This is a genomic window from Shewanella sp. NKUCC05_KAH, assembly GCF_019345585.1.
GTDB classification, from domain to species: domain Bacteria; phylum Pseudomonadota; class Gammaproteobacteria; order Enterobacterales; family Shewanellaceae; genus Shewanella; species Shewanella oncorhynchi.
Window position 1 is genome coordinate 115,265 of record NZ_JAHKQZ010000002.1, and the last position, 20,820, is coordinate 136,084.

The following is a 20,820-nucleotide window of genomic DNA, read 5'->3' on the forward strand; positions in this document are numbered from 1 at the left end:
AACTCATCGTTCACTGGTAAGTGCCACCAAGGCCGCCTTCTCTTCCCGTCTTTGTCGAACAATCGATCCAGTAAGAATCAAGGCGAGTAGCAAGGTCAGCGCACCTAATAACATATCCAAACGGCTTGACGTCGCGGTTTGCGGCAAGGCTCCAAAAGGTTGCCAACCGAAGGGCAAGTACTGACGAACCACGGCATCACGGCTCATTGCAGTTGAATCAATTGGGGTTAAGTCCACCGCCACTAAGCTGGTATAGGCGCTGACTAAGTGATAATTCATTGATAAGGCCGTCACTTGCTGTTTGACCTTGTCATCATTCGCGCCATTTTTACTCAACTCCAATGCACCAATCTGTTTACGCGCCCACAGTAAGTCTAAACCTGCACCTTGATGGGTCATCAATCCTGCGGAGTTATCCTGCAGCGAGAGCGACTGTTGCCAGTTTTGATGCCCTTGGCGTCCTGAAATCACTAACTCCTGTGGCTCACGGGCGCTGCGCTTTAAACTCACGAGCACTGGCTCACCGCGGTACAGATCGGCAATCGGTGATGGCCAATAATCGGGCACACTGCCATCATCAAAACGCACTTGAATATCGGTTAACACTGGATATTGAATTTTGCTGAGTAAGGCGCTGATCTTCTCATCGACCTCATCCACTTTGCCAATATAGGTAAAAGTGCCACGACCGAGTTCAGCCGCCCTTTGCATAAAGTGAGAATTAGGTGCCGAACCTATACCGACAGTAAATAGTCGGCTTTCACCTATTTGATAACGGATCAAATCAAATAACGCTTGTTCATTGCCCACAGAGCCGTCGGTCATAAAGATCACTTGGCGCAAAGGCTGCGTTGCATCAAGCGATACACTGCCCAAGGATTTTGGCAAGGCAGCGTCCAGTGCTAACGCCATTTCAGTGCCACCATCGGCCTGTAAACGGCTCACAAACTGACGGGCCCGTGACAAATTCGACGAGGTCGCCGGTAATGACACTGTTGAGAACTGAGACAAACTGGAGTTAAATTCGATAATGTTAAAACTGTCCTCCGGCTTCAGTCCTTTTAACGCGTATAACAGTGCATTTTTAGCTTGAACGATAGAATCCCCCGCCATAGAGCCCGAAGTATCAATCACTAAAATTAATTCACGGGGCAAACTCGGCTGAGTACTCTTTTCAACCTTAGGAGGCAACACCATGACGAGACTGTAATTATCATCATTTACGCCGCTGGTTTTACTTGTCTCAAGTGTATCCTGAGACAGATTTTCGCCATCGAGCTTATGGGTTTTACCTTGCTGATTAAACACCCAAGCCATTGGGCTCGTGCCCTGCTGTACTCGCCATTGCAGCACAAAATCACGATTAGCGGGCACACGTTGCGCCAGCGATACATCGACCGCGCCGCTGTTGTCTTGCTTGAGTTTGATGTCATGGTAAGGACTCTCAATGGACGCTTTATCAACCCCCTTTGCAAGTAAGACTTGAATGTCTGCCTTCAGCACAGGGTCGCGTCCACTGGCGCCGTCCCGCACTGGTGCCACAATCCGGTCAGCATCAAACACCTGCGAACTTGTCACTCGGCTTGATTGGCGCACCTGTGCCATAGGATCATGTGAGTCGCTAGCACTTGAATCCGATGTTAATCCCGGAATATAACGGGGCGCGACCACCAGCGGAAAACGTAAACTAAACAAACCATCTTCATATTTAATGGTCTCCTGATAGCTGATTTCTACAATCAGCTCCTCTTGAGGTGCTAGGTTTGCGACTTCGGTCGTGAACATATTAGGCCGCTCTTGGCTCACTAAGCTGGCACGTTTGCCTTCAGCTTTCGCTTGCTCAAAAATCTGCTTGGCATCAGCCTTAGGATGAATTTGCCCCTCGATCACTCTCTGGCCTATATGTAATCGCAACGAATCCACCGCAGCCTCATTGGGCAGCGGGAACAAATATTGCCCATTCAACACAAATTCAGTATTGTTGCGAAAAACCTGTTTCACGCTCACGCGATTACTTAAGCCAGAGACTTGCATCGACACTTGTGTATCGAGCGGCAAAGATGGCACCCAAGCACCGCTCGGCTGGCGATAAAGCAACAGCCCCTGCGTAATATCATCGTAATTAATGATGTGTGACTCAGCACTATTTTGCCCGACCAATGCCGAAGCCATATTCTGTGGCACAGATAATGTGCCGGTACTATTCGGCGAAGCCAATGCCACAAAGGGCAAACCCCAACACACGGCGGCACTGATCAGCAATACCGCTACCGCTTCACTCACTTCTTTTACCCTTTTCCCTGTGATCATCACAAAGGCTTCCTCTATTAACAAATATGAACTGATGTTGGTTGTCGTTAATATGAACGACGTAAAATGGACTGCTTAAATTGACCGCTAGTCAGCAGAGTGCCTTGCCGTCAAGGCCAAATGAGGCTGTAGTGTTAATGTCACGCGGCGGTCGAACACATCCGATTCTCTGTCTTGGTCGGCTTTCAAAGGCGATAAAGCACCAAAGGCTTGAGTGGTCATACGCTCGGCAGTGACGCCTTGCTTAATCAGGTAGCCACGTACCTCCAGTAGACGCTGCTCAGAAAGGGCTTGGTTGTAACTCTCATCACCACGGCGGTCGGCATAACCCTTCAGCTCAAGATTGAGTTCTGGTGACAAATTCATCACCTCAGCCACATCATCTAATTGAGGTAAAAAATGCGATTCAACCTCAGAGGAACCGGTACGAAACTGTACGCTAAGCCCCAAGGCGAGTTCACTGAGCAATTGACGTTGCGCTGACAGCAACTCATCCAGCTCTTGCTGCGCCTTGGTATATTCGCTCGCCCGTTTTTCGGCGGCTTGCTGTTTTACACTCCACTCGGATAACTGGGACTCTTGCAAATGGATCTGTCTTTGCTGAACATGCAATGTGTCTGTATCGCTGACCGATTTGCCAATTAAGGTGCCTGTGAACGCACCAATAATGGCCCCCACTGGACCACCGACTAACGCCCCCACTAAGGCTCCACCACCGAGGCCAATGAGGGCTTCCGGTTGTTCGTCCTCGCTTGCGTATTCGTCATCCATCGCTATACCGCTAGCATAGACATCATTTTCTAGGGTGAGGTCTTGTCCTATCACTTGGTTTTGCAGTGAAACCCGCGCCGACACACTGGCTACAGGTGCGCTTAATAAACTCAAAACCAATAGATTAATTAGTGTCTTTTTCATCATCTCATTCCTTTTTGATTATTAGCTGAGCTTGGACTCGTACCTGAAGCAATCCACTCAACACCACATCAGGTCAAACGGGTACAAAACTGAATGGGGCTATTAAACACAAGTGGAATGGCATGAGCAGGGATGGAAAATGGCAATACAACTATCAATTGTGGCAACAAAATGGCAATTGCATTTGTGGCCTTTTTTCTCGGGTAAAATCCTGTATAGTCACGAAAACTTACTCCCCCAAGTCAATAGGAATACGGCTCTATGAAGCGTATAGCCATAGTGGAAGATGAAGCGGCCATTCGCGAGAATTACAAGGACGTGCTGCAACAACACGGTTACAGCGTGCAAACCTACGCCGACAGACCATCGGCCATGCTAGCCTTTAATACCCGTTTACCAGATTTAGCCATTATCGACATCGGCTTAGGTAATGAAATTGACGGCGGTTTTATGCTATGTCAGTCATTGCGCGCCATGTCGAGCACGCTGCCGATCATCTTTTTAACCGCCCGTGACAGTGACTTTGATACTGTGTGTGGCCTGCGTTTAGGCGCCGATGATTACTTGAGTAAAGAAGTGAGTTTTCCCCATTTAACCGCACGGCTAGCCGCATTGTTTCGACGTTCTGAACTTGCGGCCAGCCAAACGGCGCAGGAAAACTTGCTCGAACGTGGCCCACTGACCATTGATGCCAACCGCATGCAAGTCTATTGGAACCAGTTACCAATCGAGCTTACCGTAACCGAATTTTGGATGGTGCATGCGTTAGCCAAACATCCTGGCCATGTACGCAGTCGCCATGAATTAATGCAAGAGGCTAAAATCTTTGTCGATGACAGCACTATCACCTCCCATGTGAAACGCATTCGCAAAAAGTTTATCGCTACCGCGCCAGAGTTTGATTGTATTGATACTGTCTATGGTATGGGTTATCGCTGGGACAGCTTAGCCTGATCTATGGCTTAACAAACCTTTAAGCGCGGCGTTGAACCAGATAACCTTGGATGAATGAACTTTTAAACCCATTAATGCTGATCCCTAACTTATGACACGTTTCCCCTTTGGTCTACGCACTAAAGTCATCGGCCTTAGCCTGTTCTTGCTCTGCCTACCTTGGCTAGGGTACCAATATGTGTGGGAAATGGAAAAGTATCTTCGCCACGGCCAAGAACGCACCTTAGAAGGCACCACTCAAGCACTGGCCACCGCGCTGCACGAGCGGCCGAAATTGTTCGATGGGCAAGCGAGTTTTTTAAAGCAAGTGGAAAAAAGCCGCGATCTATACGCCTATCCACTGGCGGGGGCGATTCTACTCGACGGCAAACTCAACGAATGGCAGGAATATCAGCACAGATTTATCCAATACGGTGAGGCGCACCAAATTATGCGTGCCGATCCGAACGCCCCCCTGACCTTAAGCTTTACCCACATGGTCGGCCAATACGATGGTTATCTGTATGCTTTTTTTCAAGTCATTGATCCAACCGTGGTACTGCGGGGTAAAAATGCTCTAAGTGTCGATAGAAACGATCATCTCTCGATTGCAACACTCGCGCCCGACAATAAATTCAAACGCTATATCGTTGCCACGACTCAACCCGGCTGGATCAGCGCCTTCGAATTACCCGCTAATCCTAAGCAAACTGTGCCTGTTACACCTGAGGTACGCATCCAAGGACAATGGGCGACGACAGATGTGGGCTACAATGTCGAGCTGCGTATTCCCTTAGACATGGTCGGCAGCAAACTCGGATTTGCCATTGCCGATGTCAACGACAGCAAATACCGTGATGTCGCTGCAGTTGTCGGCACCTCGGCCTTAGATACGGTCGACAATCTCGGCACTGTGCTGGTACCATCACCGGAAATTGAAAGTATTATCAAAGGCATGAGCCACTATAGCTCACGTATTTGGGTGGTAGATAAACACGGTCGCGTACTGGCAAAATCCGGCGACATTCGCGCTAATGACAGTGTATGGACTCGCACCTTAGAAGATGAAAAGAGCACCGCGCTGTGGGATACCTTCAAGCGTGATTATCTGCATCCGCTGTACTATAAAATTCTCACTAAACCGCCCAAAGACTTTATTGATTCCTTACAAGATTCCACCGAGCTTGACGGCAGTCATATCCAAAAAGCCCTCGCGGGTCAGCAAAGTTCGACTTGGCGGTTAACCCCAGACAACAAAGCAGTGGTACTCGCCGCTGCGAGCCCCATTTGGATTGATAACAATGTGATGGGTGCCGTCGTCGCCGAAGAAACCACCCACGGAATTAGAACCCTACGCAACCGAGCGCTGGAAAAACTCTTTAACGTGATTTTGACCATAATGAGTATGGGCACCTTGGCGCTGTTCTTCTTCGCCTCGAGTATTTCTAACCGCATTCGTAAATTGCGCGATGAAGCCGAAAATGCCATCGACAGCCAAGGCCGTGTGCGTAATCACCTCAAACCGTCGAAGGCTCGGGATGAAATTGGCGATCTGTCCCGTAGCTTCTCTAGCATTGTGGGGCGACTGGGTCAGTACACTCACTATCTAGAAAACATGTCGTCGCGCCTGTCCCATGAGTTGCGCACGCCCGTGGCTGTGGTGCGTTCATCCCTTGAGCATTTAAACCTGCAGACCTTAGATAAAGACACGCAAAAATATGTCGACCGCGCCCAAGAAGGTGTCAGCCGCTTAAGCATGATTTTAAACAACATGAGCGAGGCAACACGCTTAGAACAGAGTTTAACGCAGGCCGATATCACTAAGTTCCCACTCTCCCAAGTGGTCAGCGGTTGTATGCAAGGTTATCAAATGACCTATCCAGAACAAGGCTTTAGTGTGAAAGTGCCCGAACAACCACTGATGATGCAAGGTGTGCCAGAATATATCGCCCAGTTAATGGACAAACTTATCGCCAACGCCATTGAGTTTTGCCATAAAGACAGTGCTATCGAAGTCACACTCACCCAAGTGGGTAAGCAAGCAACTCTGCTTATCAGTAACTTAGGGCCTGAACTGCCCATTGATATGTCGGAGCAGATTTTCGATTCCATGGTGTCGGTGCGGATTAATCAAGCCCAAGATAAACCCCACCTAGGCTTAGGTCTGTATATCGCGCGATTGGTCGCCGAGTTCCACCAAGGACAAATCCTTGCCCGTAATCGCAGCGAACATAATGGTGTGGATATCCTTGTTACCTTACCTTTAAATTAAGAACATGCGGGCTTTAAGTTAAGCGTGTTACAGCTTTTAAGCCCTGCGTCATAATCTCAACAGCTAAAATACAGGAGGCCAATAACATGAGCCAAACTCATCACGCGCCTCCTGTCATTTATGCGTGCAGATGCTAAGATGACCGCCATAACAATCGATAAGAAACGCCAATTATTCTCCCAAATTGTTCAACCTATTCGTTCAACCTAAATGCCAAGGTAATGATCCAATGACAGATAAACATCATCAAGCCACTCAAATCGTCAGCTTAGGTCGAGACAAAAAATGGACCAAAGGCGTGATCAATCCGCCCGTCTTTCGCGCTTCGACTATCGTCTTCGAAACAATGGATGAAATGCGCCACGCCGCGAAAAATAAAACCAATGGCGAGATGTTTTATGGCCGCCGTGGCACCCCAACCCATTTTGCCTTTCAGGCTGCGATTGCCGAACTAGAAGGCGGCGTCGGTACGGCGCTGTATCCTTCTGGCGCTGCGGCGATCAGTGCGGCGCTACTGTCATTTTTAAAAACGGGCGATCACCTGTTAATGGTTGATAGCGTGTATGAGCCAACGCGGGATCTGTGCACCCATATTCTCGGCGGTTTTGGTATCGAAACCACTTACTACGATCCGCTGATTGGCGCAGGCATTCGCGACCTCATTCGCCCCAATACTAAGGTACTGTTTTTAGAGTCTCCGGGCTCCATCACAATGGAAGTGCAAGATGTACCGACCTTGTGCCGCATCGCCCACGAACATGGGTTGATCACTATGCTGGACAACACTTGGGCCTCGCCCATCAATAGCAAACCCTTTGAAATGGGTGTAGATATCTCAATTCAAGCGGCGACCAAATACATCGTCGGTCACTCGGATGTGATGATAGGCACGGCCACGGCCAACGAAAAATACTGGCCACAATTACGTGAACACAGTTATTTAATGGGACAAACCACATCGCCAGACGATGTGTACCTTGCTGCCCGCGGCCTACGTACCTTAGGCGTGCGTATGGCGCAGCATGAAAAAAATGCACTGCAAGTAGCCAACTGGTTGAAAACCCGGCCAGAAGTCGATCATCTGCGTCACCCCGAGTTCGAGACATGCCCTGGGCACGAATTCTTTAAACGCGACTTTAGTGCCTCCAACGGCTTGTTCTCCTTTATCTTAAAACAGGGCGATGCCGATGCCGTCACCGCACTGGTTGAAAATATGAGTCACTTTAAGATGGGCTTTTCTTGGGGCGGCTACGAGAGTTTAATCCTCGGCATTTTCGGCATTGAAAAAATCCGCTCGGCGACGCAATGGGATGCGAGCAAACCGTTAATTCGTTTGCATATTGGTTTAGAAGATCCCGCTGATTTAATCGCCGATCTCAGTGCTGGGTTTGAACGCTTTAACGCAGTATTGGCGGCCAAAGCTAAGTAACGATATTTAATGTACTAAGTGCTAGCAGAATATAAAAAAGGGGCGGAATAAATATTCCGCCCCTTCTCTTATCGATACTGACACAAATACGAATTTTTATTGCAATATCATTATGCTTATAGCAAATAAACCGCTAAACCATAAACTCTACAGCGATTAATGCGCTTTCGTTCCAATACTTAATGCAGGATCAACCCAAGCCGCAGAGCCATAAAGCGGCACTGTTGAGAGCGCATGTTTATGGCTGCCATTGGTCTCTTTCGTCGAATAGGACAAATACAACAGAGTCTGATTTTGTGCATCATAAATCCGGCGCACTTTTAATGACTTAAATAAAATACTCAGGGATTCAGTGAAAATCACTTCGCCGTGTTTCCCCATGTCTATCTTCGCCAGATCGGCCGCAGTAATTGGCCCAGTTTGACGGCAACTGATTCCCATATCGGACGGATCGGCAAAATCTAAATTGGCTTCGATACGACTGATATGGCAAGTCACCCCAGGTATTTTAGGATCGTTTTTAGCATCAATAATCACATCTTTAGTGGTAAAAAGCCCTAAGCTCACCTTACCCACATCGTCACCACAACCCGCAAGCAATAAACCTACAGAGGCCGCAAACGCACACTTCAACAGAGTTTTCATTCATACATCCTTTTACATTAGTGCTGATATGCTAGCGCTTATATATTAATGCGTAGCGAATAGCTTTTGTGCCCAGCGAGTTAATCCGGCTGTCACAGAGCCAAAGTGATCGCCGACCACGACCGGAATATCGGGATAAATACCAGCGATTTTTGCATAAATCGCAGGGCTACGTGCCGTCCCCCCCGTCACGTAAATCACATCGGGTTTACACTCTGCTTCAGCGGATAAATCCTCAGTTGCTGAGCGGTTTACCGCAACATTTGTTGCAGCCAAAGTTTTTGCAGCTTGCGTGAGCGCTTGGTGCATCAGGGCTTCCACTTTCGTCAGCGACGGCTCAATGGCATTTTCAAACAATTCACGACTCACACCTGCGTGCAGCGCCGCTTCGATAAAATCCAGATTAACATCAGTATTATCGGTATCTGACAGTGCAATTTTCGCACGCTCGGCTTGGCGAACCAGTTGATAGCTTAACTGCTGCTGTTGCACCTTTAACAATCGCTTCAGTAACTGTGGCTGCTCGGCTTCTTTAACCAATTCATCAATCAATTTACGACTACTTAAGGTACTGAATTCTCGCTGGGCGCTAATATCATTCACTGCGACCGCATTCCAAAAGGTTTTACTGGGCATAGGTTTGCCATTGATCATCAAGGAACCTAAACCAAAGTGCGGCATAAAGGCATTCATTGCAAGGGCGATATCGAGATCGTTACCGCCGATACGCTGACCACTATGGCCGAGGAAATCTTCACTGCGATCCGCTTTTTGTTTATGGGCTGGGCCCATTTTGACAACAGAGCAGTCCGTTGTACCGCCGCCTACGTCGACGACCAATACCGTTTTGTTGTCGGTCAAGGTCGCTTCATAATCCATCCCCGCCGCTAACGGCTCGAACAGAAAATCAACGTCGATGAAACCCGCGCGTTTTGCCGCTAAGGTCAAAATGGCTTCGGCCTGACGGTTACTCTCTTCACCGCCTATACCTTGAAAGTTCACCGGACGACCAATAATCGCATGGGTGATCATCGCAGTGCTACCCTGTTTAACAAGGTCCTTTTCAACTAACACAGATTCGGCGCGCACTTTAATGTGCTGCATCATCAAGGTAACAATATCTTCAAACAAGGCCACTTGTTCGGGTCTAAGCCCTGTCGCGCCTAAAAAAGATTTTGGCGAACGGACATAGAATCCCTCCTCCGGCATCTCTAAATACGCGCTCACCGCCTGCTCGCCAACAAATACAGCCTGAACATCGGCATCGAGATCTAACTCATGGCGCACCATACGGGCGCGACTCAATTGCGCGGCGCGCTTTTTGGCGTAATCGGCTTTTAATTCAGTGGGAAGGCCACGATAAACCGCCTCGGCGATCAGTTCCCTGTCCATCGCGTATAAGGTCGAAGGCAAATAAGCTGATTGCTCTGATAACGCCAATAACTGCACACCATCATCCAGCATGATCCCTACGGCGCAGTTAGCACTACCATAATCAAATCCAACAAACATACCTTTTACTCCCGCGATAAAAAAGCCGAGCAAGATAACATAGTTTGCGATAATGCCCAAGGAGTTAACACTGACGGATTTATTCTCCAGTAAGCCACGCTTGCACAGTTTCTCAAGGCTTAAATCGCAGTGACGCGAACAGAATTTAAGCTCAATCCAAGATGATCATCATAAGGTCATATTTCTGTCACACTCGTCATCAAGTTGACATATTTCCCTCGTATCTTTATCCCAGATAAATCCCAGACTGATTTTGGCGTGTACGCAATATTTATCATTGAAATTCCTTCACTTGTCGGCAGTAAATCTGATTGCACAACGGCGGATGAATGCTATTGTATATTGCGCCATGACGCTTGCTTAAAGGAGCTGTGCAGTGTCCCCGAATACCGATAAACTTTCGATTGATAAAGAACTCTCTTGGTTGTCTTTTAATGAGCGGGTATTGCAAGAAGCCTGCGATCACAATGTTCCCTTAGTGGAGCGAGTGCGCTTTTTAGGGATATTTTCCAATAACATGGATGAGTTTTTTAGGGTGCGTGTGGCTGCGGTCAGACGCTCCATTTTGCTGTCATCCCTGCAGGAAGGTCGCAGTAATAGCCGCCATTTAATGGCCAAGATCCAATCGAAAGTCATGGCATTGCAAGAAAGGTTCGATGGCATATACACGGATTTAATGCGCGAACTTGTGCGCCGTAATATTTTGTTAATCAATGAGAAACAATTAAGCGAGTTCCACAGCGACTGGCTGAAAAAGCATTTTAGAGACCATTTCAAACGCCATATCGCGCCGCTTATGGTCAATAATAATCGCGATCTGATCAAGCAAATCAACGACGACGCCACCTATTTGTGTGTGTGTTTGTTCACTAAAGCTCGCCGCCAATACGCCTTAGTCGAAGTGCCGACTAAAAATGTACCGCGATTTATCGAACTCCCAGCCGAAAAGAGTAAAGCGAAAAAATATCTGATTTTATTAGATAACATTATTCGCCACTGCGTGGATGAACTCTTTGGTCCCTTCTTCGAGTACGATGCTATCGAAGTGTATTCGATGAAGTTAACCCGCGATGCCGATTTTGATATCACTGACGAGCTTGAACAAACCCAGCTGGAGAAAATGACCAAGGGATTGAAAAAACGTCTTACCGCCGAGCCTGTGCGCTTAGTGTATGACAAAGAAATGCCCGAACACATGTTGGTGATGCTCAAAGAAAACCTGAACATCAGCTCGACCGAATGTTTGATCCCAGGCGGGCGTTACCATAGCTTTAAAGACTTTATCGCCTTCCCCAACCCGAGCCGCGACTACCTCGAAAACGAAAAACTACCGGCGCTCAATAGTGCAGGTTTTGGCCGCAGTGCCAACAGTTTCGATGCGATTCGGATGGGCGATATCATGCTCAATTATCCGTACCATAAGTTTTCCCACTTTACCGAAATGGTGCGCCAAGCGGCCTACGATCCGGCGGTGCGCTTTATTCGAATTAATTTATATCGAGTGGCGAAAAAATCCCATGTGATGCAATCGCTTATCGATGCAGTGAAGAACGGCAAACAAGTCACCGCCGTAATTGAACTCAGGGCCAGATTCGATGAGCAATCCAACATCGAATGGACCCGCATCTTGGCCGAAGCGGGCGTCAAAGTTCACCACGGTATCACCAGCTTAAAAGTGCATTCCAAGTTGTGTTTAATTGGCCGCGAAGAACAAGGGGAAATCAAACTTTATTGTCACGTCGGCTCAGGCAACTTTAACGAAGGCACGGCGCGGGTCTACACTGACTTGTCACTGTTCACCGCCAATCAAGAAATTGCCCGTGAAGTGGAGCAAGTGTTTGACTTAATTGAGCATCCGTATCGCCGCGATAACTTCCAGCATTTAATCGTGTCGCCCTACGATGCCAGACAAAAACTGAGTCACTTGATTGATAATGAAATCGTCAATGCCCAAAGCCATATGAAGGCGGCGATTACCTTAAAACTAAATAACTTACTCGATGAATCCTTAGTACAAAAGCTCTATGAAGCCTCGGCGGCTGGGGTCAAAATCAAGTTACTTATTCGCGGCATGTGTTCGCTTATCCCGCAAATTCCGGGGATCAGCGACAACATCGAAGTCTATAGTATCGTCGACCGATTCCTCGAACACTCGCGGGTGATGCTGTTCCACGCGGGTGGAGAGAACAAACTCTTCATCTGCTCCGCCGACTGGATGAGCCGCAACATAGATAATCGCGTTGAAGTGAGTGTGCCGATTTATGATCTGCGCCTAAAACAGATGATAATGGATATTTTATCCTTACAGTTCAATGACAACACTAAAGCACGTGTCATTAACAAGGAACAAAGTAATCCTTATCGGAATCGCGGTAACAAACGAAAAGTGCGTTCTCAAATTGCCATTTATCAATATCTGATTAATTATGAGAAGCGCCAACTGCAAGAATTTAATGCCTTACGTATGTCCACCCATGAGGGTGACGCTGAGCGAGAAGTGAAAACTCAGCCTGACATAACACCTGAGTTACGGGCCAAAGCCAGCTAATCGCTGGCTTTATATCGCTTTGATTGCCTAAGGATAATCCGATTGGTAACCACATATTCGCACACACAGTCACACGCTACGCCCAGCAATGTACTCGCAAACTCTAAATCGCGCCACTTTGTCGCCATCGATATGGGGTCGAACAGTTTTCATCTGGTCATCGCACGCGAGCAAGATGGTAGTTTGCAGATTTTACATAAAGAAAAACAACAGGTTCAGCTCGCCACTGGACTCAATGCGCAAAATATTCTCGACAATGACGCCATAGAACGTGGGCTCAATTGCCTACGGGATTTTAACCAACGATTTTCCAATCTCGACCAAGCGCAAGTGCGATTAGTCGCCACCCACACTCTGAGAATCGCCAAAAACCGCGATCAGTTTATCGAGGCGGCGCTCGCCATCATGCCCTATCCGGTGGAGGTCATTTCGGGCCATGAAGAAGCGCGTTTGATTTATAACGGTATTGCCCAAAGCCAAGTGCTAGGAAAAAGTAATTTAGTCATCGACATCGGTGGCGGTTCTACCGAAGTGGTGATCGGCCAGAAAAATACCCCAACTCAGTTATCTAGCCTGCGCTGCGGTTGTGTGAGTTTTAATGAGCGTTTCTTTATTGATGGGCTCATCACCCCAGCCTCATTTCGCGATGCCCAAAGTGCGGCCGATAAGCAGTTCGCGTCGCTCTCAAAGGAATATTTCGCGGGCGGCTGGGAACTCACCTTGGGTAGTTCAGGCACAGTGAAAGCCATCTGCGAAGCGATTCAAGAAGAACACGGCGATGAAACTATCACGCTGCCACGACTCAAACAGCTCAAAATCAAGTTGATCAAATGTGGCCATATTAGCCAAATCCAATTTGCCAACGTCGATGATAAACGCATTCCCTTAGTGCCCGCCGGACTTGCCATTTTGATCAGCTTTTTTAGGCGCTTACCTATTCAAAAACTTGAGTTTAGCCCAGGCGCACTGCGTGAAGGCGTACTCTATGAACTGGCAAAGATTGGTCAGTATCAGGATATTCGCCACCGCACCGTCGACAGTATTGCCCAGCTTTATCATATCGATATGGCCCACGCGGCTAAGGTACGCGACACTGCTATGGCCTTGTTTGAACAGGTCGCCGATGAATGGCAATTAAGGCCCCATGCGCGCTTGCTCGCCTATAGCGCGACCTTACATGAAATCGGATTACACATTAATTCAAAATCCCTGCACAAACACGGCGGTTACATTATCAGTAACAGTGACTTACCTGGGTTTAGCGAAGCATTACAGCTGGATTTAGCACGACTTATCACCAATCACAGAAAAAAGCCTAACGAATTAATGCTCGCTGAGCTCGATCCCAACCATAAGCTCACGCTCAATCGCCTGCTCTGCTTGCTTAGGCTCGCTGTCTTGCTCAATCTTGGCCGTATCGCTAAGACGCTGACCTTAGATCATATTAAAGTGATCCCCGATGGACTCATGCTAGTACTACCAAGCCATAAGCGGAAAATCAGCTTGTTTATGAAAGATTTACAGCGAGAACAAAAACAAATGCTCACACTTGGAATGAACCTGCGTTTAGTGTCTAGTCTGACTTAGCTGTTACGGCGTTAGCTCAGCCTAACGTGGCCGAGGCGAGTGTGGGTTAGCTCTGTGTGAGTGTATTTAGCGAAGGATTCGGCACTGTTCGGCGCTAAAATATTGCCCTTAATCGAGGGCCATTATCTCGCCTAAAACAAGGTTAAGTTAGCTGTCAATCTGGCTAGGTAACCGGATTTCAACAGCATAGCGGTAGACTTAATCTATGCGCCACAACAGATTAAAGTTTAAAGGATTTTTAACCCTTCACTAAAGCACAAATTCCTGCTCGCGCGTTTGCCGCTGAGTGGGAATTTCTGCTATCATCCACGGCTGACTAATCATAATTCCACGAATTTAAAGATAATCAGAGTCAAACCCTTTTTATCTCGCGATATCAGCCCCATCGCCTGCAGGTACAAGTATGATTAACCACTTTAGTGTGCTTGGTATAAAACCCAGTGCCAAAGAAGACGACATTAAAAAAGCCTATCGACGGCTGTCAAACAAATATCATCCCGACAAGTTGTTAGGCGCCTCGGAAGAGGAAAAGCAGCAAGCCGCCGTACAACTTGAACGCGTTAAAAATGCTTATGATGTGTTGTCCGATCCTAAGCGACGAAATGCGTTTATCAAAGATTTCAATAACGTCATAGTGACCGATCCCGCTAGTGCCATGCGCGAGCTGTGGGATCAATTTTATCCTTGAGCGTTTTCTAGAGTAAGTGCCAAATGGTCAAAAAACTGAATATCTCACGCATTAATGAGCTAAAAAATAATGCCTACGACAATATCGAGTCCTACGACGATCCCGATACACCTAAAGCGCTAGAGCAATTTACTAGCCAAATCAAAAAGGTGTTAGAAGCCGATCCTAAGATGCTCGATACTGTGCCTGAGTACCTGCCTGTCGCGCTTTACGGTCGAATTAAGTTTCCCGCCGAAGCCAAACTCAAGTGGGCACATTGGATAAACACGGCAACTCAACCCGAGTGGGATGAGTTTAAAGTCACGATTGGCTTTAACAATGCTGATTTACCTTTAGTGTTAGCCGTGCGTGGTTACTCGGAAACCTTACTGATTGAAAGCTGCGCCGTGCTGTATTTACTTGAAACTCAAGGTAAAGCAACGCCAGCAGCAAAACATCACGACGATGAAGATGATGACAACGATTATGTTGGCACCTCAGATAACGACGATGATGATGAAGGCGAAGAGGAAGATGGCTACTACGATCACTACGATGATGAGGACCGCTAATGAACACTAGTCTCATTGAGATTACCGTCGCCGAAATTAAAGAGTTGGCGGACGTAGAGCCAAAACAAGCGAGCAAACGCTTTGAAATCATTGCAAATACCATGAGCGACGAGCAATTAGTCGAAGTTATCGAGCACATGGATATCGTCACGCTGACCCAAATCAACAGTCACCATGATATCTCTTGTCCTTCGATCATGTCTGAACTCATGACCCCAGAACAAATTCGCGACATCGTCTGTCAGCAACCTTTGTACTGGGAAGAAAAAATCAAAAACAATGCCGAAGAACTTATTCAGCATACCTTTGATTTTTTGACCTATTTAATTCGCATCCAAGATAGCGAAGAAAAGCAAACTGCGATTCTAGAATGTATCGCCGAAGATCCAGCGGGCCTGTTCTACCTGTCGATCCCTTTCATCGAAATGATGTTAGGCGAGAAACATGAAGATGATGACGGCTACACAGATCTCTATGATGACGAAGAAGACACTGAAACCATCGGCTACGACAGCCGCGTCGCCAGTGAAGATGCACACAGCCTCAGCATAGACGACCCACGCAGCCTAATGGCCTTGATCCACGAGCTCGCGCCCGATGTGGAAAAAGCTATTAAGAGTCTGCTGCGAAACGAAAGCTCAGGTTGGGAAATGATCATCAGCAAGTTTGTCAACGAGCTGGTTATTCAAGCCAAAGAGAAAAACCAAGTGACGGATGAATACGCTGAAGTCGATGATATGTTTAGCTTTTTGGATTAAGGAATTATTTGATGCAACTGGTACTGCGTGATGTAGATCAAGGACCCTACCTGAGCAAGGTATTGATCCAAGGCCAAGCAGACGAAACGCTGAGCGGTGAACAGCTGTCACAAATCAAATCCAAAGCCATTTTGATGAGCCTCAAACTGGCCGATAAGTTTTACAACAAGTACAAAATGCACCTGCTCGAACAAGCGGCGCACGATGTCATTGGTGTGGTGAGTCTTGGTTTGATGGAGTTATCAAACCAGAATCCGCAGCAGGCGATACGCCTGTTGATCACCGCCGATGGCGTAGTCAAATGCTTTCAAAAAGGCTGGAGCATGCTCAGCACCGTCAGCAAGCACAAACTCGTCAACGGCAAGTCACTGTACGGCGATGTCGACAAGTTCTTGCTTGAACAAGTGTCTAGCCCGCCCGATGCGGAAGAATGGTTAGGCTATGAAGCCTATCAAGATGCCCTGCTTGAGCATCAACGCCAACAGTCAATTGCAGCCCTATTGGCACAGTTTTACGCGCAATCGAGCTATGATCCGCTAGATTTTCTCAATCTAGAGAGTGTATTAGCCGAAGCGGTACTGTATCGATTGTTGTTTGATGGCGCCAAAGTCAGACAGGATTTGAAAAAGCGTATCGGCAAAATCACCTTAAAAGAGGAGTGGTTTACCCGTGAGCGTATCGAATTGGAAACCCAGAAAGCGTTAGCAGAATTACCCGCAGAACTCGCTGAAACCATCAGTAAAGATCTCGGTAAAAACTTTGTCCCCGCCCTACTGCGTACCCTGCACTTTGCGAAAAGCTACCGCGAACTCTTACTCAGCGACGCTTCACCCGAGCGCTTAGAAAGATTCGAACATAAAGAAGGTCTCGTCGGCCTCCTCGGCTGGCCACTCTACATAGTACTTTGATCGGGACTTTAATCAGTAATGTGTTCAGTAGGTTAACGAGTACTTGAGTCGCTTAAAAATGAGTGCTTTATTGAAAAATAAAGCACTTTTTTAATGTCTTTTGTCTCTATGCTCAAACCCAACAATCAGTATTGACGTCTCAGTTTTGAGTGGTTTTAGCTTGAAAATAAGTAACTTACAGAGATAAAACTCTTCAGTTAGATAAATTCTGGAGATTCATCCCTCCTCAGATAACCCCAAATCCGAAACATACCATTTTCTATCGAATAAGGAATTGAATATTGGGCTAATTGTGCGCTTACAACATCAGAAAAGTCCGTCACTCGATCCGCCACTAATCTGCCTAGCCATTCTCTTTTGAATGGATCAACTTCTAACCACTCAATGGTTTCTGCTATTTCAAGTAACTCGTGCCACCACACGGCAGTAAAACCTGCATTAGGGTTTTCATCATAAATCAATTTGTATCGCACATAGGGAATAAAGTCTTCAGATCCATTTAATACCTTTTCAAGCTCGCACCACTTTGTTTTATTCATTACAGACGAAAGCTGATGCTCGTTTACATACTTCAAAACTTCAGAATTCATTTTTTAGTGTCTCAAGCAACTAAGTGAAAAACTAAATGATATAGCTTTAATAGATATATATTGCCAATAAAAACTAATTAAAATGACAGATAAAATGATGGACAATAAATTAGGCCATCCATTTTAAACCGTGGAGCGCTTATTGGTTTGACCTACTCATATAAGCTTGCCATCGTATTTACTCGTCGACAGGGTGAATAGAAGCCTAGGATTCTAAGTTTATGAACGAGAGCCATGGAGGGCGAACGGTCGTATCGCAAATCACCACGGCTCACCTTTCGAGCATTCGCGTAACCTGTAGGTTTAAAAGGCATACGTAACATACTTTTGGACAAAACCTTGTTAGATAATTCACTCTGCTTAGTCAGATTCGGATTAGCCATTCTATTAGTAACATCTCTGTTGACTGTAAATTAATCAACTCTCGATATTACTAGTCGGAATAGGCATAGCAGGGAGATGAATCAATTCTATAAAGATTTGATTCATCTCAAGGGAAAAAAGCGCCCCAAAATAGCTGCAAACGGGGCATTGGGGATAGCGTGAATCAGTCTGATGTAGAGTGATTCACGGGCACGATTTTTAGTTAAACAACCATGAGGAAATCTATGGCTAATGCTCGACTCACCGAGCAGATTTAGTTGGTCGCTCTTTAGACGTGTTTTTTGCACTAAAGCTGACAACTACTATGCTTTTGAATTTATCAATCAACAAATATAGATTCTTCTGAAGAATCGGCATCAAGTAACATTTGAGCAAGGACTTTATCTACCCTTTTACCGTCCATATCCATAATTTCGAGTCGCCAACCTGCAACTTCAACAATATCTGTGGTTTGAGGTATTTTCCCTAATTCATACATTAAAAATCCATTTAGCGTTTGATAACGCCCATCCTCTTCATTTGGCAATTGCTTTATACCTAAAGCATCTTTTAGGTCAAAAATAGGGATTAGACCATCTAGTAATAATGAGCCATCTTCCCTTTTTATCACCATCTGATCATTCACATCTTCCTGAAAAAACTCACCAGTCAGTGCATCCATCATATCTTGAAGCGTTACCAGCCCTTTCAAATCACCATATTCATCAACAACAAACACCATCTGCGAGCCTGTAGTACGAAAATGCTCAAGTAGCTCCATTCCAGATAAGCTGTTGGGTACAAAGTTACAATTCTTAACGAGATCCACCAGTTCTAAACGTTCACCCGCGATAGACTGTGAAAGGAGTTGTTTAGCTGAAATAATACCCACCATATCATCAACATTGTTACGACAAACAGGAAATCGTGAGTGAGGAGACTGCATAACAGTTCGCAGATTTGCATCAAGAGGCAGGTTTAAGTCGAGAAATACAATATCAGACCGTGGCACCATCAAAGAAGAAATAGTACGTTCATCTAATCGAAAAACATTTTTGACCATCGCATGTTCATTGTGCTCAATCACCCCTGCAGATGAACCTTCTTGCAACATAGCCTGAATATCTTCCTGAGTCACATTGTCGTCAAGTCTATGCGAAAATCCCATTAGACGCATAAGAGCATGAGTTGAACCGGATAACATCCATACAAATGGTTTGGTTGCTATTGCTAGAAATACCATTGGTTTAGCCATTAGACAGGCAATACTTTCCGCACTGACTTGACCAATTCGCTTGGGAACTAACTCACCAATGACAATTGACACATAAGTGACAATGATAACCACTAGAACGGTTGAAAAGATGTTGGTTAAATCTGGACTTAGACCAAAAGTCTGAAGCCAAAGTGACAAAGGTTCGGCGAGGATGGATTCACCAAATATTCCGTTTAAGATCCCTATTGATGTTATGCCTATCTGCACAGTTGACAAGAATTGCGTTGGATCTTCTGCCAGTTTGAGCGCTGCTTTAGCAGTGCTGCTACCGCCATGAGCAAGGGCTGTTAGCCGTGACTTGCGAGCAGTCACAATGGCGATTTCAGACATAGCAAATAAGCCATTTAACACAATCAAACCAATAAGAATAAAAATTTCCATAGTAGTGGCTCTGGGTTCCGCTTTAAGTTGAACAAGAAAAAATGAATAGACAATTGATACTGAAACTCAATGAGCTCAGCTAAATATCGAAAGATAGCTTAGATACAACTCATGAAATAATCTTCTTAAAAAACAAAAGAATATAACGAAATGACCTTTCCCAGAACGGGCTTGGGGTATGATTTGAAATTCTCAGAACAAACCATCTACTAGCTGCTATCAACTTTTTGATTAGCCGTGTATTTGATTGTGTAGAAAGTTGTCTTAACTCATTAAAATAAATGGAAAGACAATGTTTATTGATAATGGCTGCAACAACTGAAGTTACAGCGTATCGTCGGTGAGGGTCCATAATCCTACATAAAAAAGTGATTGTAATTCGCATATTAAACGAAAAGAGAGAGTTGTAAAGTATTAGTAATTAACATAATTAGTACGAATACTTAAGCTCTGATATTAAAAATATTATAGCTTAAGTGTATGAGTAGTGAAGACTACTTAGGTCATCAGTTGTATGGAGCACTTACGTTTTTACCTTACTTAAGCACACTAAGGTTAACAAAAATTTAAGAAAAACACCTAAATTTTAATGAAGCTCTAGTTGATTAGAATAAAACCAAAAGGCATAGTGCGCACATAGATTTTAACCGTTATCACATTGAAGTGAATTTTTGCAAAGTGTCCTTATCCGATCTCCAATAACAGTGGCACTGAGTGAATGATCCATTTTGTGAGAGTGTAAAAATGCTATACATAAAAATTTTGGGCAATGGATGCACAAAATGCACAAGTACAGCAGCGTTAATCACTACTATAGCGACTAATCATGGCATCAGTATTAACTTGATTATGGAATCAAATCCAGAAGTGATGATGGACTATAGAGTGGTGAGCTCACCAGCGGTTGTTATTAACGAAAGGTTAATGCATTGGGGCTCTACTCCCCAACCATACATGGTTGAATCATGGCTAAACATTTTGCGCTGAATTGTTGCATTATCACTGCTCAATAAATCAACCGATTACTTTCTTGTTTTACCGTCACCTCAGATCCCAATTAACATTCTATACATATAGAAAACAAAGAAAAATCACACATTATTATTTGTTGATTTGTTACCTTATTTTTCCCAAATAGCTGTAAGCACAACAAT

Annotated in this window: 16 protein-coding genes; 10 read left to right on the forward strand and 6 right to left on the reverse strand. The window is 45.7% G+C overall.

From position 1 onward, the window contains the following. Positions 1–3: 3 nt before the first annotated feature. Together KO533_RS02375 and pdsO are read right to left on the reverse strand one after the other, a co-directional pair. Positions 4–2,310: a marine proteobacterial sortase target protein gene (locus KO533_RS02375; protein WP_219252716.1), complete on the reverse strand. Its 2,307-nt coding sequence runs from the start codon at positions 2,308–2,310 to the stop codon at positions 4–6. Between the two features lie 87 nt (positions 2,311–2,397). Continuing rightward, positions 2,398–3,228 (reverse strand): sortase-associated OmpA-like protein PdsO, encoded by an 831-nt coding sequence (gene pdsO, locus KO533_RS02380; RefSeq protein WP_219252717.1) that lies wholly within the window; start codon positions 3,226–3,228, stop codon positions 2,398–2,400. A gap of 258 nt (positions 3,229–3,486) precedes the next feature. On the opposite strand from pdsO, the gene pdsR reads away from it, so the two are divergent. From pdsR to KO533_RS02395, 3 genes are all read left to right on the forward strand, one after another. Then, on the forward strand, positions 3,487–4,179 hold the full coding sequence (gene pdsR, locus KO533_RS02385) for a proteobacterial dedicated sortase system response regulator (protein ID WP_006081337.1): 693 nt from the start codon (positions 3,487–3,489) through the stop codon (positions 4,177–4,179). A 91-nt stretch (positions 4,180–4,270) separates the two neighbouring features. Further along, the gene (gene pdsS / locus KO533_RS02390) at positions 4,271–6,430 is read left to right on the forward strand and encodes a proteobacterial dedicated sortase system histidine kinase (protein WP_028760269.1); all 2,160 of its coding nucleotides are present in this window, start codon (positions 4,271–4,273) and stop codon (positions 6,428–6,430) included. 229 nt (positions 6,431–6,659) lie between these two features. After that, positions 6,660–7,859 (forward strand): cystathionine beta-lyase, encoded by a 1,200-nt coding sequence (locus tag KO533_RS02395; protein ID WP_219252720.1) that lies wholly within the window; start codon positions 6,660–6,662, stop codon positions 7,857–7,859. Between the two features lie 156 nt (positions 7,860–8,015). Here KO533_RS02395 and KO533_RS02400 read toward each other — a convergent pair whose 3' ends face one another. Further along, on the reverse strand, positions 8,016–8,504 hold the full coding sequence (locus tag KO533_RS02400) for a CreA family protein (protein WP_113941505.1): 489 nt from the start codon (positions 8,502–8,504) through the stop codon (positions 8,016–8,018). A gap of 45 nt (positions 8,505–8,549) precedes the next feature. Further along, positions 8,550–10,016, reverse strand: coding sequence for a molecular chaperone (gene yegD, locus KO533_RS02405; RefSeq protein ID WP_219252722.1), 1,467 nt, complete (start codon positions 10,014–10,016; stop codon positions 8,550–8,552). Positions 10,017–10,392: 376 nt separating this feature from the next. On the opposite strand from yegD, the gene ppk1 reads away from it, so the two are divergent. The 6 genes from ppk1 to KO533_RS02435 all read left to right on the forward strand — a co-directional run bounded on the left by ppk1 (position 10,393) and on the right by KO533_RS02435 (position 17,056). Next, on the forward strand, positions 10,393–12,564 hold the full coding sequence (gene ppk1, locus KO533_RS02410; protein WP_028760273.1) for a polyphosphate kinase 1: 2,172 nt from the start codon (positions 10,393–10,395) through the stop codon (positions 12,562–12,564). Positions 12,565–12,606: 42 nt separating this feature from the next. Beyond that, the gene (gene ppx / locus KO533_RS02415; protein WP_028760274.1) at positions 12,607–14,151 is read left to right on the forward strand and encodes an exopolyphosphatase; all 1,545 of its coding nucleotides are present in this window, start codon (positions 12,607–12,609) and stop codon (positions 14,149–14,151) included. 403 nt (positions 14,152–14,554) lie between these two features. Continuing rightward, a complete protein-coding gene (locus KO533_RS02420) occupies positions 14,555–14,839 on the forward strand; it encodes a J domain-containing protein (RefSeq protein WP_006081330.1) in 285 nt (94 codons plus the stop codon). A 23-nt stretch (positions 14,840–14,862) separates the two neighbouring features. After that, positions 14,863–15,390 carry a hypothetical protein gene (locus KO533_RS02425; RefSeq protein ID WP_115015148.1) on the forward strand — a complete coding sequence of 176 codons (528 nt, stop codon included), beginning with the start codon at positions 14,863–14,865 and terminating at the stop codon, positions 15,388–15,390. Continuing rightward, positions 15,390–16,148, forward strand: coding sequence for a hypothetical protein (locus tag KO533_RS02430; RefSeq protein ID WP_173245325.1), 759 nt, complete (start codon positions 15,390–15,392; stop codon positions 16,146–16,148). The genes KO533_RS02425 and KO533_RS02430 overlap by 1 nt, the downstream gene beginning before the upstream one ends. Positions 16,149–16,159: 11 nt before the next feature. Next, the gene (locus tag KO533_RS02435; RefSeq protein ID WP_219252725.1) at positions 16,160–17,056 is read left to right on the forward strand and encodes a hypothetical protein; all 897 of its coding nucleotides are present in this window, start codon (positions 16,160–16,162) and stop codon (positions 17,054–17,056) included. 197 nt (positions 17,057–17,253) lie between these two features. On the opposite strand, the gene KO533_RS02440 is transcribed toward KO533_RS02435, so the two are convergent. Continuing rightward, positions 17,254–17,646: a DUF6678 family protein gene (locus KO533_RS02440; protein ID WP_173245331.1), complete on the reverse strand. Its 393-nt coding sequence runs from the start codon at positions 17,644–17,646 to the stop codon at positions 17,254–17,256. A 703-nt stretch (positions 17,647–18,349) separates the two neighbouring features. After that, entirely contained in the window at positions 18,350–19,666 is a 1,317-nt protein-coding gene (locus KO533_RS02445; RefSeq protein WP_131525558.1) for a hemolysin family protein, read from the reverse strand. A gap of 744 nt (positions 19,667–20,410) precedes the next feature. On the opposite strand from KO533_RS02445, the gene KO533_RS02450 reads away from it, so the two are divergent. After that, positions 20,411–20,653 carry a thioredoxin family protein gene (locus tag KO533_RS02450; RefSeq protein ID WP_219252911.1) on the forward strand — a complete coding sequence of 81 codons (243 nt, stop codon included), beginning with the start codon at positions 20,411–20,413 and terminating at the stop codon, positions 20,651–20,653. Positions 20,654–20,820: the final 167 nt, after the last annotated feature.

Excerpts from the sequence above, each read along its gene's own strand:
- pdsO (WP_219252717.1), bottom strand. The coding sequence starts at position 3,228 with ATGATGAAAAAGACACTAATTAATCTATTGGTTTTGAGTTTATTAAGC.
- KO533_RS02430 (WP_173245325.1), top strand. The coding sequence starts at position 15,390 with ATGAACACTAGTCTCATTGAGATTACCGTCGCCGAAATTAAAGAGTTG.
- KO533_RS02375 (WP_219252716.1), bottom strand. The coding sequence starts at position 2,310 with ATGATCACAGGGAAAAGGGTAAAAGAAGTGAGTGAAGCGGTAGCGGTA.
- pdsS (WP_028760269.1), top strand. The coding sequence starts at position 4,271 with ATGACACGTTTCCCCTTTGGTCTACGCACTAAAGTCATCGGCCTTAGC.
- KO533_RS02450 (WP_219252911.1), top strand. The coding sequence starts at position 20,411 with ATGCTATACATAAAAATTTTGGGCAATGGATGCACAAAATGCACAAGT.
- KO533_RS02420 (WP_006081330.1), top strand. The coding sequence starts at position 14,555 with ATGATTAACCACTTTAGTGTGCTTGGTATAAAACCCAGTGCCAAAGAA.
- KO533_RS02395 (WP_219252720.1), top strand. The coding sequence starts at position 6,660 with ATGACAGATAAACATCATCAAGCCACTCAAATCGTCAGCTTAGGTCGA.
- KO533_RS02400 (WP_113941505.1), bottom strand. The coding sequence starts at position 8,504 with ATGAAAACTCTGTTGAAGTGTGCGTTTGCGGCCTCTGTAGGTTTATTG.
- KO533_RS02445 (WP_131525558.1), bottom strand. The coding sequence starts at position 19,666 with ATGGAAATTTTTATTCTTATTGGTTTGATTGTGTTAAATGGCTTATTT.
- KO533_RS02425 (WP_115015148.1), top strand. The coding sequence starts at position 14,863 with ATGGTCAAAAAACTGAATATCTCACGCATTAATGAGCTAAAAAATAAT.
- KO533_RS02435 (WP_219252725.1), top strand. The coding sequence starts at position 16,160 with ATGCAACTGGTACTGCGTGATGTAGATCAAGGACCCTACCTGAGCAAG.
- KO533_RS02440 (WP_173245331.1), bottom strand. The coding sequence starts at position 17,646 with ATGAATTCTGAAGTTTTGAAGTATGTAAACGAGCATCAGCTTTCGTCT.
- pdsR (WP_006081337.1), top strand. The coding sequence starts at position 3,487 with ATGAAGCGTATAGCCATAGTGGAAGATGAAGCGGCCATTCGCGAGAAT.
- yegD (WP_219252722.1), bottom strand. The coding sequence starts at position 10,016 with ATGTTTGTTGGATTTGATTATGGTAGTGCTAACTGCGCCGTAGGGATC.